The 14,035-nt window shown below is 71.5% G+C and carries 11 protein-coding genes; 3 read left to right on the forward strand and 8 right to left on the reverse strand.

Translation table 11 applies throughout. The features are described 5' to 3' along the window. The 8 genes from NYF13_RS14915 to NYF13_RS14950 all read right to left on the reverse strand — a co-directional run bounded on the left by NYF13_RS14915 (nucleotide 1) and on the right by NYF13_RS14950 (nucleotide 9,953). Nucleotides 1-867 (reverse strand): alpha/beta hydrolase, encoded by an 867-nt coding sequence (locus NYF13_RS14915; protein ID WP_315657050.1) that lies wholly within the window; start codon nucleotides 865-867, stop codon nucleotides 1-3. Between the two features lie 247 nt (nucleotides 868-1,114). After that, complete coding sequence (locus NYF13_RS14920; RefSeq protein ID WP_315657052.1) at nucleotides 1,115-1,753, reverse strand: TetR/AcrR family transcriptional regulator; 639 nt, start codon at nucleotides 1,751-1,753, stop codon at nucleotides 1,115-1,117. Between the two features lie 112 nt (nucleotides 1,754-1,865). Further along, complete coding sequence (locus tag NYF13_RS14925) at nucleotides 1,866-3,560, reverse strand: NAD(P)/FAD-dependent oxidoreductase (RefSeq protein WP_315657053.1); 1,695 nt, start codon at nucleotides 3,558-3,560, stop codon at nucleotides 1,866-1,868. Further along, nucleotides 3,557-4,336, reverse strand: coding sequence for a carbon-nitrogen hydrolase family protein (locus NYF13_RS14930; protein WP_315657055.1), 780 nt, complete (start codon nucleotides 4,334-4,336; stop codon nucleotides 3,557-3,559). The genes NYF13_RS14925 and NYF13_RS14930 overlap by 4 nt, the downstream gene beginning before the upstream one ends. Then, nucleotides 4,333-5,763, reverse strand: a complete 1,431-nt coding sequence (locus NYF13_RS14935; protein ID WP_315657057.1) for an amino acid permease — start codon at nucleotides 5,761-5,763, stop codon at nucleotides 4,333-4,335. The genes NYF13_RS14930 and NYF13_RS14935 overlap by 4 nt, the downstream gene beginning before the upstream one ends. 117 nt (nucleotides 5,764-5,880) lie before the next feature. Next, nucleotides 5,881-7,170: a HAMP domain-containing sensor histidine kinase gene (locus NYF13_RS14940; protein WP_315657058.1), complete on the reverse strand. Its 1,290-nt coding sequence runs from the start codon at nucleotides 7,168-7,170 to the stop codon at nucleotides 5,881-5,883. A gap of 533 nt (nucleotides 7,171-7,703) precedes the next feature. Then, nucleotides 7,704-8,387 (reverse strand): response regulator transcription factor, encoded by a 684-nt coding sequence (locus NYF13_RS14945; RefSeq protein ID WP_315657060.1) that lies wholly within the window; start codon nucleotides 8,385-8,387, stop codon nucleotides 7,704-7,706. A gap of 528 nt (nucleotides 8,388-8,915) precedes the next feature. After that, nucleotides 8,916-9,953 carry a LacI family DNA-binding transcriptional regulator gene (locus tag NYF13_RS14950; protein ID WP_315657062.1) on the reverse strand — a complete coding sequence of 346 codons (1,038 nt, stop codon included), beginning with the start codon at nucleotides 9,951-9,953 and terminating at the stop codon, nucleotides 8,916-8,918. Between the two features lie 37 nt (nucleotides 9,954-9,990). Between NYF13_RS14950 and pip the strand changes: the two genes are divergently transcribed. From pip to lpdA, 3 genes are all read left to right on the forward strand, one after another. Then, nucleotides 9,991-10,953, forward strand: a complete 963-nt coding sequence (pip, locus tag NYF13_RS14955; RefSeq protein ID WP_315657064.1) for a prolyl aminopeptidase — start codon at nucleotides 9,991-9,993, stop codon at nucleotides 10,951-10,953. A gap of 515 nt (nucleotides 10,954-11,468) precedes the next feature. After that, entirely contained in the window at nucleotides 11,469-12,263 is a 795-nt protein-coding gene (locus tag NYF13_RS14960) for a lysophospholipid acyltransferase family protein (RefSeq protein ID WP_315657065.1), read from the forward strand. Nucleotides 12,264-12,338: 75 nt separating this feature from the next. Next, complete coding sequence (lpdA, locus tag NYF13_RS14965; RefSeq protein WP_315657067.1) at nucleotides 12,339-13,724, forward strand: dihydrolipoyl dehydrogenase; 1,386 nt, start codon at nucleotides 12,339-12,341, stop codon at nucleotides 13,722-13,724. Nucleotides 13,725-14,035 lie beyond the last annotated feature (311 nt).

Genomic DNA, 14,035 nt, shown 5'->3' on the forward strand with positions numbered 1-14,035 from the left:
TCAGGCCCGGGCGGTGGTCCGCACGATCGCGTCGGTGATCTCCGGCCACAGCGGCGCCGGCAGGTCGTGCCCCATCCCGGGCAGCAGCACCAGCTCGGCGCCGGGTACCGCGGCCGCGGTGGCCTTGCCGCCGCTCACGTTCACCAGCGGGTCGTCCTCGCCGTGCACGACGGTGAACGGCAGCCGCACCTCGCGCAGCCGCTCCGTCCGGTCGCCGGAGGCGATGATCGCCGCCATCTGCCGGAGGGTTCCTTCCGGGTGCAGCGCGCGGTCGTAACCGTCGGCGGCCTTCTGCCGCAGGTACTCCTCGGTCGCCGGGTAGCCGGGTGAGCCGGTCGTGCGGTACGCCGCGACGCTCTGCTCGATCGACTCCTCGCGCGTCGCGGCGGGCGTGCGGCTGAGCGCCGCGAACGCGGCCGGCGAAGCCTGCCCGACCGAGGGGTCGCCGGTGGTCGACATGATCGAGGTGACGCTCAGCAACCGCTCGGGGTGGTCGATCGCGAGCTGCTGCACGATCATCCCGCCCATCGAAGCGCCGACCACGTGGGCCTTCTCGAACCCGAGCGCGTCGAACAGCCCGACGGTGTCGTCGGCCAGGTCGGCCAGCAGGTACGGCGCGGACGCCTGCCCGGTCAGGACCGCGGCGACGTCCGTGGCGCCCAGTTCGTCGAGGTAGCTGGACAGCCCGATGTCGCGGTTGTCGAAGCGGACCACGTGGAAGCCGTGGCCCGCGAGGAGTTCGCAGAAGCCGGGTTCCCAGGTGATCATCTGGGCGCCGAGCCCCATGACCAGGACCAGAGGCGGGTCCGCCGGGTCGCCGAAGGTGTCGTATTCGAGTTCGAGGCCGTTGGCCCGCACGCGTGGCATACCCCGATAGTGCCCGACCGGGCCCGGCCCCGGCGATCCCGCACCACCGGACGATGGTGGCGAGTCGCGGCGCGAAGAGTAGCCGAGAGCACTCCCGGCTACGGATTCGGCAAAAAATTCGGAACTGATTGGCCAAACCGGCAACGGAGCCCGGCTCGGTCGGCGTAACCTGACGGGCACCGGGGGCTCAGGCCACCGGCCGGGACCCCTGGCACCCTCCTCCCCCTCGTGGTGCCAGGGGTTCTGTTCACTCCCCGGCCGGGCGCGGCGGGTCCTGGATCAGCGGCAGGACCTGCCCCACGAGGGTGACCAGGGACTTGCTCAGCAGGATGTGCACCTGCGCCCGGTCCAGCGCCCCGCGCACCAGCCACTCCCGCCCGGCCGCCTTCACCATGCCGGCGAAGGCGCGCACGGCCGCGTTCAGCTGCTCGCCGTGCGCGCTCCCGCCCGAGAAGCCGACCGCTTCGAGCACCCGGTCGGCCGACACCCGGTCCGCCTGTTCGAGCAGCGCGTCCACCTCGGGGTCACGGCCGATGCCCTCGGGCGCGATCGCCGCGAGCCAGGTCTTCTCCTGGCCCTGCACCATGTCCAGGAACCAGTCGATGGCCGCCTCGGCCCGCACCTCTAGCGGTCCCTCGGGCAGGATCTCCGCCGCCAGCCGCGGCACGGTGAGCGCACGGCGCACGATTTCCAGGTACAGCTCCCGTTTCGTGCCGAAGTAGTGGTTGATCAGACCCCGGGCCACCCCGGCCGCCGCGGCGATGTCCGAAGTGGACACAGCCGAGTACGGCCGTTCACCGAACAGCCGCGCCGCGCACGCGTAGATCTGCTCCCTGCGCTCGTCCGGTTCCATTCTCCGCCATCTCGGCGCCGGCTCGATGCTCATGCGCGTCATTTTCGCATGATCGGTTCAGTGGGGCAGCTCAATCCGGACGGGTATCGGGGCCGGTGAACACCATCGGCTGGTACCGCCGGGTAAACCTTGACGGGCCCGCCCGTCAGTCGTCCAGCGCGATCGGCGCGAGGTCGTCGAACCGGTCCCCCGGCCCCGGGTTGGCGGGCGGGGTTTCGCCGCCGAAGTGCCGCAGCACGCCCCACACCGCGTTCAGCGCGGTCTGCACCGCGCCCTCGGCCCAGCCCGCCGTCCAGGAAACGTCGTCGCCGGCGAGGAACAGCCCGCGGAAACGCTCCTCCAGGCCATCCTGGCGGAAATGCGTGAACAACCGGTGCTGGTAGCGGTAGTGCCCGGGCAGGTTCGCCTTGAACGCGCCCATGAAATGCGGTTCCGCCTCCCAGGAAACGGTCACCGGGTCGCCCACGATGTGCCGGCGCACGTCGACGCCGGGATAGATCTCCCGCAGCGACTGCAGCATCACCTCCACCCGCTCCGACACGCTCAGCGGCAGCCACTTCGACGAGTCGTCGGCCCAGGTGTAGGACAGGCAGATCACCGCGGGGGCGGCCGGATCGTCGCCAAGCAGGTAGGTGCCGCGCGGCATCCGGTCGGTCAGCGTCATGCTCATCGTGTCGCGGCCGGTGACCGGGTCCGGGTCCAGCCAGAACGGCCGGTCCACCGGCACGAACACCTTCGAGGACTCCATGTAGTGCGTGCGCTCGATCGCCGTCCAGTGGTCGATCGGGAACAGCGCCTCGTCGCATTCGATCTTCGACAGCAGCATCCAGCTCTGCGCGGTGAACACCGCGGCGCCGAACGTGCGGATGTGGCCGGAGGCGTCGGTCACGGTGATGTTGTTCGGCGCCGTGCGGTGCAGCCGGGTGACGCCGGGGCGCGGGCGGCCGCCTTCGTGCAGCGAAGCCAGGTTCGTGCCCGGCGCCCAGTGCGCGAGCCGTTCCGGGATGTGCTCCCACAGCCGCAGCGGGAGCCGGCGGCTGCCGCCGACGATGGAGCGGTGCTCGTCGTCCGCCCCGGTGTAGACCACGCGCAGGATCTCCAGGATCGAGTTCGGGAAGTCGGTGTCCCAGCCGCCGGTGCCGAAACCGACCTGGCCGAAGATCTCGCGATGCCGGAACGAGGCGAAAGCCGGCGAATCACAGAGGAATCCGTAGAACGTCTGGTGGTCGAGCCGCGGCACCAGCTCGTTCCAGATCCGCTTGACCGTCTTGACGTCGCGGTCGCGGATCGCGGTCTGCATCTCGGCGAACGACGCGTGCTCGTCGAGGGTCCGCTGCCACGCCCTGGCCACGTCGCGGAACACCGGCGGCAGCTCCTCGGAGGTGCGCGCGTAGTGGCTCTGCCCCTTGAGGTCGACGACCGTGCTGGGGGTGGTGGGCGCGAGCGGGTTCGGGAACGGCGTGGTCTCCAGCCCGACCTTGTCGATGTAGTGGAACAGCGAGGTGGACGCGGGCGGGAACCGCATCGCGCCCATCTCCGCCACCACCTCGTCCGGCAGCCCGGGGAAGTGGTGCGTGCGCAGCCGGCCGCCGAGCCGGTCGACTTCGTAGACCACCGGGCGCAGGCCGAGTTTCATCAGCTCGTACGCGGTGACCACGCCGGAGAGCCCGCCGCCGATCACGGCCACCTCCGTGCCGTGCCGCCCGGCGGGCACCGAGCCGAGGCCGTCGGGGTGGGCCAGGTAGTCGTCGTAGGCGAACGGGAAGTCCGGGCCGAACATGGTGATCGGCCGCCCGGGCGGTTCTTCCGAGGGGATCGCGGTCGGGACGGCGGAGGTCATGCACGGGGTCCTTCGGTCAGTGATCGGTACAGCCCCGGCCTGCGGTCGGCCAGGTGGGTGTTCTCGGCGCGCGAGCTTTCGAGCGTGGCGACGTCGACTTCGGCGCTGATCAGCGCCGGGCCGTCACCCGCCTTCGCCAGCACCGCGCCGGTGGGCGCGACGACGGTGGAAAGCCCGCAGTACGCCAGCTCTCCCTCCGTGTCGCACCGGTTCGCGTACGCCACGTACAGCTGGCTCTCGTACGCGCGCGCCGGGACGAGCGTCTCGGCGATCAGCTCGTACGGGCGCATCAAGGCTGTCGGCACGAGCAGCAGTTGCGTGCCGGAGAGGGCGTGCGCGCGGACGGCTTCGGGGAACTCCACGTCGTAGCAGATCAGCAGTCCCACCCGCAGTCCGTCGAGCCGGGCCTGGACCACCAGCTCCCGGCCGGGGGAGAACTGGCTGTGGTCGAGTTCGCCGAACAGGTGCGTCTTGCGGTAGTTCGCGAGCTGTTCCCCTTGCGCGGAAAGCAGTTGCACGGAGTTGTAGACCGTGTCCCCGTCGCGTTCGGGGTAGCCGTAGGCCAGGGCGACGCCGTGTTCGCGGGCCAGCTCGGCGAGGTCTTGGGCCACCGGCCCGTCGGGGGCTTCGGCCCGTTCGGCGACCGCGGCGGCGCCGATCGCGTAACCGCTGGTGATCATTTCCGCGGTCAGGACCAGGCCCGCGCCCTTCGCCGACGCCTCGGCCATCGCGGCGGGCAGGTCCTCGTACGGTCCTTGGTGGACGGTGATGATCACGGCCGCACCGCCAGCCGCGAGCGCCGGATGCCGTAGCCGAAGTACAGCACCAGCCCGAGCGCCATCCAGGCGCCGAACACGATCCAGGTCGCGCCGTCGAGGCTGAACATCATGTACGCGCAGCACAGCACGCCCAGGATCGGCGTCACCGGGGACAACGGCACGCGGAACGACCGGGCGTCGTCCGGCCGCCGCTTGCGCAGGACCAGCACGGCGATGTTGACCAGGCCGAACGCGAACAGCGTGCCGATGCTGGTGGCGTCGGCCAGCTTGCCGAGCGGGATGAACGCCGCGAGCACCGCGACGAAGCCGCAGACCACCAGCGTGTTGGTCCGCGGCACCCCGGTCTTCGGGTGCACTGTGGACAGAGCCTTCGGCACCAGCCCGTCGCGCGACATCGCGAACAGGATGCGCGTCTGCCCGTACAGCACGGTCAGCACCACGCTCGAGATCGCCACGATCGCGCCGACCGCGAGCACCCCGGCCCAGAACTTGTCGTCCAGCACGGAGCTCAGCACGTGCGAGAGCGCCGCCTGCTGGTCGCCGAACTGCTGCCACGGCAGCGCGCCGACCGCCGCGAAGGCGACCAGGCAGTACAGCACCGTGACGATGGCGAGGGAGAGCAGGATCGCCCGCGGGAGGTCGCGCTGCGGGTTGCGCGCCTCCTCGCCGGCCGTGGAAGCGGCGTCGAAACCGATGTAGGAGAAGAACAGCTTCGCCCCGCCCGCGCTCAGTCCGGCCAGCCCGAGCGGCAGGAACGGGGTGAGGTTCTTCGCCTGCACGGCGGTGAAGGCGATGGCGCAGAACAGGACCAGCGTGGCGATCTTGACCGTCACCATGACCGCGTTGGCCCGCGCGCTCTCCTTGGCGCCGGAGAGCAGCAGCAGCGTGGCGAGCACCACGACCAGGATCGCGGGCACGTTCACCAGGCCACCGGCCCCGGGCGGCTGGCTGAGCGCGTCCGGGATGGCCACGCCGAAGGCCAGGTGCAGCAGCTCGTTGAGGTACTGGCCCCAGCCGACCGCGACCGAAGCCACCGAAACGCCGTACTCCAGCACCAGGCACCAGCCGCAGACCCACGCGACGACCTCGCCGAGCGTGGCGTACGCGTAGGAGTAGGACGAGCCGGAAAGCGGGATCATGCCGGCGAGCTCGGCGTAGGACAGGGCCGAGAACAGCGCGGTGACCCCGGCGAGCACGAAGGACAGCACCACCGCGGGCCCGGCCACCGGCACCGCCTCGCCGAGCACCACGAAGATGCCGCTGCCGAGGGTGGCGCCGATGCTGAGCATGGTCAGCTGGCCGAGGCCGAGTGATCGCCGGAGTCCTCCGTGGCCGGCTTCCGCCACCAGGTCGGCCACGGGCTTGCGGCGCAGCAGAGCCGTGCGCAACCCGGGACCGGGCGGGACGGGGGTATCGGACTTCACCGGGCTGCTCCTCGTCGAGATCGGGTCCGAACCACGGTATCGATCGGAATTCGACCCGAAAACTCGTTATCGTTGTGTTGTGCTGGCAATTTTCGGGTTTTCATTGTCTTTTTGCGGTCAGTGCTGGCGATTCGTTCCGTCCACCCCGGGCAGGAGCAGGGTGAAGGTCGGCGGATCGGGCCGGGACAACCGCAGCCGCCCACCCTCCGCTTCGGCCAGGCTGCGGGCCAGGCGCAAGCCGATGCCGTGCGTGCCCGGTGGCGCCGGGTTCCGGCCGAACGGATCGGTTTCGCCGAGGTCGGCGCCCTGATCGGCGACGTCGACCGCCAGCGCCCCGCCGATGTCCCGGGCGGTGACGGTGATCGTCCCCCGGCCGTGCGCCACGGCGTTGTCCAGCAGCACGGCGAGCACCTGCCGGACGGCGGCCGCCGAAGCCCGCGCGGGCGGTGGGTCCACGACCTCGATCCGCAGGTCACGGTCGTTGAGCCAGGTGGTGTCGCGGAGCTCGGCCAGCACGGCGTCGAGGTCCAGCCGGGCCCGGGGCGCGCGGCGTTCGCCGGAGAGCGCGAGCAGGTCCTCGATGGTGCGTTCCAGCCGGTCGGCCGAGCCGATCCCGGCGCGGATCGCCTCGTACGGATCCGACGCCGGGGCTTCCAGGGCCGCTTCGAGCTGTAGCCGCAGCCCGGTCAACGGCGTCCGCAACTGGTGGGAGGCTTCGGCCGAGAACGCGCGTTCCCGGTCGAGGGTGTCGCCGATCCGCGCCGCGGTGACGTCGAGGGCCGCGCCCACCTCGTCGATCTCGGCGATCCCGGCCCGGGGCGCCCGGACGGTGAAGTCGCCCTCGCCGAGCTGGGCCGCCGCCGCGGCCAGCCGGTCCAGGGGCCGCGTCAACCGGGCCGCGATCCGGCGCGCAACCAGCCAGGCCGCCAGCACCGCGGCGACCGCGAGCCCGGCCATGGCCAGCCAGGTCAGCCCGATCCGCCGGCTGAGCTCGGCCCGCGGCACGGACGCGCGCACCACCCCGGTCACCCGCGGCCCGCTGAGCACGGGCACCGCCAGCACCTGCTCGCCGCCCACCGGACCGGTCACCATGTCCGCGTCCACGGCCGCGGCTCCGCGCACCACCTCGTCCGCCCGCGCCGGACCGTGCCCGGCCAGCAACCGCCCGGCCGCGTCGTAGACCCCGACCGCCCCCGGCTCGTCGCCCCCGGCCGCGGGAATCTCCGGCGTCCGCCCCGCCGCGAGCGCATCGGACACGACCACCGCCGCCGCGTCGGCGGCCCGCTCCAGCTCGGAGGTGGAGTCCGAGCGGTAGTACCAGAACACGGCCACGGCCAGCGGCAACCCGAACAGGCTGGTCGCCACCACCGCGGCCAGCACGGTGAGCGTCACGATCCGGCGATGCACGGGCTGCTCCTCGGGGTGGTCGGTTCGGGCGGGGTCGGGGTGGGGGTGGGGGTGCAGCGGTGGGGTGGTGTTCCGGTCTGCCGGTGCCCGGGAGTTGGCCCGGTGGGCGTCGGGGTCTGAGCCGCGGTCGTTCCTCCGGGGCGCGGGCCGGTCACCGGCGTGGTCGGTTCGGGCGGGGTTGGGGCGGGGGTGCATCGTTGGGATGGTGTTTCGGTCTGCCGGTCTGCCGGTCTGCCGGTCTGCCGGTCTGCCGGTGTCCGGGAGTTCGTCCGGTGGGCGCCGGGGTCTGAGCCGCGGTCGTTCCTCCGGGGCGCGGGCCGGTCACCGGGGTGGTCGGTTCGGGCGGGGGTCGAGGTGGGGGCGCAGCGGTGGGATGGTGTTCCGGCCTGCCGGTGCCCGGGATTTCGCCCGGTGGGCGTCGGGGTCTGAGCCACGGTCGTCCCGGCGGGGCGCGGGCCGGTCACCGGCCCCGGAGCCGGCCGGTCCGGCGGCCCGGCCCGGACCGCGCGGGCCGAGGTGGGGTAGGGCACAGGTCAGGCCTCTTCCAGCCGGTACCCGTGGCCGCGCAGCGTCACGATCCGCGGCACGTCGGCCGGGGAGGGGGCCGCGGCCGTGAGCTTGCGCCGCAGCGCCGCGATGTGCACGTCGAGGGTTTTCGTGGAGCCGTGCCAGTGCGCGTCCCAGACATCGGCCATCAGCGTGGCGCGGCTGACCGCGACGCCCGGCCGCTCGGCGAGCCGCGCGAGCAGGTCGTACTCCCTGGCCCGCAGGTCCAGCTCGCGCTCACCGAGGCTGACCCGCCGCCGGGCCGTGTCCACCACCAGCGCCCCGACGACCACCGGCCGCCGTACCTCGGCCGGAGCCCCGACCCGGCGCAGGTGCGCGCGGACCCGGGCCAGCAGTTCGCGGAGCCGGATGGGCTTGGTCAGGTAGTCGTCGGCCCCGGCGTCGAGGCCCATGATCACGTCCATTTCCTCCTGCCGCGCGGTCAAGATCACCACCACGGCGGCCGGCAGCGCGGCCCGCAACCGCCGGCAGACCTCGAGCCCGTCTAGATCGGGCAGGCCGAGGTCCAGCAGCACCAGATCGGCTTCGGTCACCTCGAGCGCCCCACGCCCGTCCCGGCACCAGCGCACCACGTGCCCCTGTTGCCGCAGGGTGGCTTCGATGACCCCGCCGATCGTCGGGTCGTCCTCCACCACCAGCAACTGAGCCACACCCGGCAGCGTAACCAACCCCCCGCACCACCGGCCCCGTCGCCACGGTCATCCACTGTGGACAGCCCCGCCGGACGCGATGCCCGTCGTTCGCACGCGGCCGACCGGGTCCAGCGGAAACGGCCTGCAGGAACTCCGCCGCAGCCGACGAGCCGACATCGGGCGACAGGCATCCGGCCCTCGGTCGTGGCCAAGCGCTGCGCGAGGGGTCAGCCGCACACGACGGGTCGGCGTTGCGCGAACGACAACCGGCGAAGGGACGGGCCGACGTCGGTCGTCCGGCAGGCGACGGGTCTCCTGCCGCCCGGCCGCAGGCAGAGCCAGGCGGGTCGAGACAGGCCGATCGAGGTGAACAGGTCCAGGTCAAGCAGACCGAGTCAGACGGGCCCGGGCAGGTAGGCCGAGCCAGGCCGATTGCGGCCGGGCGATCGAGACAGGCCGATTGCGGCCGGGCAAATCGCGACAGGCCGGTCGAGTCAGGCAAGGCCGAGACAGACAGACCGCGGCAGACAGGGCCGAGCGGCCAGGTCAGCGGCGCGGCCGGGCCGTGCTTTCCCGGAGGACGACCTCGCCCGGGAGCCGGACCGTGCGCGGGCGGGCGCCGGGATCGGCCAGGGCCAGGTCCATCACCCGAGCGCCCAGTCGTTCGAGCGGGAGGGCGAAGGTGGTCAGCGGCGGGGTCAGATCACGCACCACCGGGATGTCGTCGAAGCCCGCGACCGAGACCTGGTCCGGCACGCGGACACCGGCTTCACGCAGCGCCGTCAGCGCGCCGATCGCCATCACGTCGGTGACAGCGAACAGACACGTCGGCAGCTTTCGGCGTGGACGGGCGAGAAGGCGCTTCGCCGCTTCATAGCCGCCTTCGCGCGTGAATGCCGCTTCGAGCACGTCGTCCTCGTGCAGGATGACTCCGTGATCGGCCAGTTCGGTGGTGAAGCCGTCCAGCCGGTCGACGACCGTGCTCAGCTGCCGCGGCCCGGACAACACGGCGAAGCGCTTGTGCCCCAAGCCCAGCAGTGCCCGGGCGAGCTCGGCCGCACCGCCGCGGTTGTCCGGCTGCACGGTGTCCACCTTCAGGCCGCGGTGCCGGCTCACGGCGGCGACCCGGCCGCCGCCGCGCCGGGACGGCTCCAGTTCGGCGGCCATCGCGCGTTCCCACGCGCGGTCTTCGAACGCGGAGCCGATCAGCAGGATCGCCGACGCACGCTGGGCCCGCAGCATCGAGACGTACGCGACCTCGCGCCCGGGATCGCGGAAGGTGCCCGCGAGCATGACCATGAGCCCGCTGCTGTCCGCGGCCCGCATCACGCCGCCCGCGATGGTCGCGAAGTACGGATCGGACACATCGTGACAGACCACCCCGACCGTCCGATGTGTCCCGCCGGCCAAGGCCCGGGCGTGCGCGTTGGGCGCGTAGGACAGTTCCGCCGCGGCCGAGACGACCCGGTCGCGCAGGTCCGTCCGCACCGAGGTCGTGCCGTTGAGCACCCGCGAAGCCGTGGCGAGGGACACGCTCGCGCTGCGCGCCACCTCTTCCAGCGTCACGTGCGGCCGCGGCTTCATCGCTCCTCCAAGGTGCCTTCTCGGGCATAGTGGCGTCATGCTCGGTCTGTACCCGGAAATCGAACCCTACGACCACGGGATGCTGCCGGTGGGCGACGGAAACGTTATCTATTGGGAGGAGTGCGGGAGCCCTGAGGGCAAGCCGGTCGTGTTCCTGCACGGCGGCCCGGGCAGCGGCGCGTCCACCCGCCACCGGCGGCTGTTCGACCCCGAGCGCTACCGGATCGTCTTGTTCGACCAGCGCGGCTGCGGGCGCAGCACGCCGCACTGCAGCACCCCGGAGGCCGACCTCGCGGTCAACACCACCTGGCACCTGGTCGCGGACATGGAACGGCTGCGGGAGGACCGCGCCATCGAAACCTGGCAGCTCTTCGGCGGCTCGTGGGGCAGCGTGCTCGCTCTCACCTACGCCGAGGCGTACCCACACCGCGTCAGCGAGCTGGTGTTGCGCGGCGTCGCGACGCTTCGGGTGAAGGAGCTGCAATGGCTCTTCGGCGGCGGCGCGGGCTGCCTGTTCCCCGAAGCCTGGTCCCGGTTCCTGGCGCCGGTGCCGTACGCGCGCCGCGGCGAGAACCTGATCGAGGTCTATCACGAACTGCTCCACCACCCGGACCCCGAACTGCACGGACCGGCCGCCGTCGCCTGGAGCCGGTGGGAAGGCGAGACGGTGAAGTTCACGCCCCAGGAGGAGGTCGTCGCCGCCTTCACCGAGCCCGGGTTCGCGCTCGCCATCGCCCGGATCGAGAACCACTACTTCCGCCACGGCGGCTGGCTCGCCGACGACCAGCTGATCCGCGAGGCCGGCAAGCTCACCGGTGTCCCGTGTGTACTCGTGCAGGGCCGGTACGACGCCGTCACCCCGGCCACCACCGCGTGGGAGCTGGCCCAGGTGCTCCCGACCGCCGAACTGAAGATGATCGACGCCGCCGGCCACGCCTTCGACGAACCCGGCCTCCTGCACGAGCTGATCAGCGCGACCGACCGGTTCGCCGCAGGCTGACCGTGCTTGCGCCGGTCTTGGGACAACGCCGCCCCGCGCACCAAGATCGCACCCTGACCGCGACCGGTCGCCCTGACCGAGGCCCAGAACCCGGACCGCTGCCGTGACCTGGCCGAACCGGCACCGTGACCGGCTGGGCCGCCGCCGTGACCGGCTGGGCCGCCACCGTGCGCCGGGCGAACCGGCACCGTGACCGGCTGTACTGCCGCCGTGACCTGGGGAACCGGCACCGTGACTGGCTGGACTGCCGTCGTGACCGGATGCGATCGCACCGTCGCCGAGACCGGATCGAGCCGTGGTGCGCCGCCACCGTGGGCGGCCGGGCCGCCACCGTGACCGGCTGGGCCGCCACCCGGACTTGACCGACGCCTAGCCCAAACCTGGCCGGGCCTCGTCGTTGGCTTCTTCGCACAAGCCGTCACCATCGCTGCCTGAGGTCGACGGCGGTGTGATCCGCGCCGCGTCCGGTGGCGAGGGGCACCGATCGGCGTTCGAATCGGCTACGAATAGCGGTTATGGCGCTGTTGAACCGGACGCGGGAACGCTGGAACCGGCTGGAGTCGGCGGCTCCCGAGGGCGAGCTGCTGACCTTCCGGCAGATGGAGGTCTACGGCCGGCGGTTCGCGCGCCGCGGCCGCGGCGCGTGGTACAGCGTGGCGATCGAAGTGATCTGGCAGTTCCTCGTGCTGTTCTCCCGGTTCCGGGTGCGGGGGGCCGGGCACATCCCGGCCTCGGGTGGGGTGCTGGTCGCTTCGAACCACCTTTCGTTCGCGGACCCCGCGACGGCGACCGCTTTCTGCCTCGCGGCCGGGCGGGTACCGCGCTACCTCGCGAAGTCGAGCCTCTGGAAGGCGCCGGTAGTGGGGCGGATCATGCTATCGGGGCGGCACATCCCGGTCTACCGCGGCGCGGCCACCGCGTCCGGTGCCTACCGTGACGCGGTGGTGGCGGTCCGTGCAGGCGAGTGCGTCGCGATCTTCCCAGAATCCACGTTTTCGAAGGATCCGGACGGCTGGCCGATGAAGGGCAAGACCGGAGCCGCGCGCATCGCGCTGGAGACCGGGGTGCCGGTCGTCCCGCTCGCCAACTGGGGTACCCACCATCTGCTGCCCGCCACGGCGTGGTTCCCGCGCGGCATCCCGCGCAAGACCGTGGACCTCGTCGCCGGTCCGCCGGTTGACCTCTCGGACCTGCGCGACGCCAAGCTCACCCGCGTCGTGCTGGACGAGGCGACCGCGCGGATCATGGCCGCGATCACCGAACTGCTGGCCGGGATCCGCGGCGAGCAGCCCCCTGCGAACCGGGTCTGAGACACCGGCCCGGCAGCCCCTGGGGCGAGCACGGTCACGCTCCTCCACCGCCCGGAGGGGAGTAGATTTCGACCTATGAGTGCACACTATGACGTCGTGGTGCTGGGGGCCGGGGTCGGCGGGTACGTAGCAGCTATCCGGGCGACCCAGCTGGGGTTGAGCGCCGCCGTCGTGGAGGAGAAGTACTGGGGCGGGGTGTGCCTGAACGTCGGCTGCATCCCGTCGAAAGCGCTGCTGCGCAACGCCGAACTGGCGCACATCGTGACGCAGGAGGCCAAGACCTACGGCATCTCCTCCGACGGGGAGATCCGCTTCGACTACACCGCCGCGTACGAGCGCAGCCGGAAGGTGGCTGACGGCCGCGTCAAGGGTGTGCACTTCTTGATGAAGAAGAACAAGATCACCGAGTACGACGGTCACGGCACGTTCGTCGACGCGCACACCCTCGAAGTCAACGGCGAGCAGCTCACCTTCGACCACTGCGTGGTGGCCACCGGTGCGACCGCGCGGCTGCTGCCCGGCACCGCGCGCAGCGAGCGCGTGGTGACCTACGAGCAGCAGATCATGGAGAGCGACCTGCCGGGCAGCATCGTGATCGCCGGGGCCGGCGCGATCGGCGTCGAGTTCGCCTACGTGCTGCACAACTACGGTGTGGACGTGACCATCGTCGAGTACCTCGACCGGATGGTGCCGCTGGAGGACGCGGAGATCTCGGCGGAGCTGCTGAAGCGCTACCGCAAGCTCGGCATCAAGGTGCTGACCTCCACGAAGGTCGAGGCTATCGACGATTCGGGCGGCAAGGTCCACGTCACCGTCTCCCAGGACGGTGCGAAGCAGGTGCTGGAGGCCGACAAGGTCATGCAGGCCATCGGGTTCAAGCCGAATGTCGAGGGTTACGGACTGGAGAACACCGGCGTCGGGCTGACCGAGCGCGGCGCCATCTCCGTGGACGGCCGCGGCCGCACGAACGTGCCCCACATCTTCGCGATCGGCGACGTGACGGCGAAGCTCATGCTGGCCCACGCCTCCGAGTCGATGGGCGTGGTGGCGGCCGAGACCATCGCCGGCGCGGAGACCATGGAGCTGGACTTCGTGATGATCCCGCGCGCCACCTACTGCCAGCCCCAGATCGCCAGCTTCGGCTGGACCGAGGCCCAGGCCCGGGAGCAGGGCTTCGACGTCCAGGTGGCCAAGTTCCCCTTCACCGCCAACGGCAAGGCCCAGGGCCTCGGCGAACCGGGCGGCTTCGTCAAGCTCATCAGCGACGCCACCCACGGCGAGCTGCTGGGCGGGCACCTGATCGGCCCGGAGGTGACCGAGCTGCTGCCGGAGCTGACCCTGGCCCAGCAGTGGGACCTCACGGTGCACGAGGTGGCTCGCAACGTGCACGCCCACCCGACTTTGGGCGAGGCGGTGAAGGAAGCCGTGCACGGGCTGGCCGGACACATGATCAACATGTGACCGTGAACCTGCCCTGACCTGCTTTTTCGTAGTTTGGGGCCGGTGACAGGCCGTGGCCGAGCCGTCGAGCGGTTCGATCATTGGCGGAGAGCTGTCGGGCGCTTCCCTGAAGAAGCCGCCGACAGCTTTCCGCACTCGGATGGGGCCGTTCGGCCGGAGATGTACGGACGCTGAGTCCTCGTGATCCGGCACTGCATACGCGCTGCCGTGGGCGTACCGCCGCGGCTTGGCGCGACCGCTCAAGCCCTTGAGCCTCAACGATCTGGCCGTCGATGTTGTCCAAGACGAGCACGCTTCTCGAAGATCAGGCG

Source organism: Amycolatopsis sp. PS_44_ISF1, assembly GCF_032335455.1.
In the GTDB taxonomy this organism is placed as follows: Bacteria; Actinomycetota; Actinomycetes; order Mycobacteriales; family Pseudonocardiaceae; genus Amycolatopsis.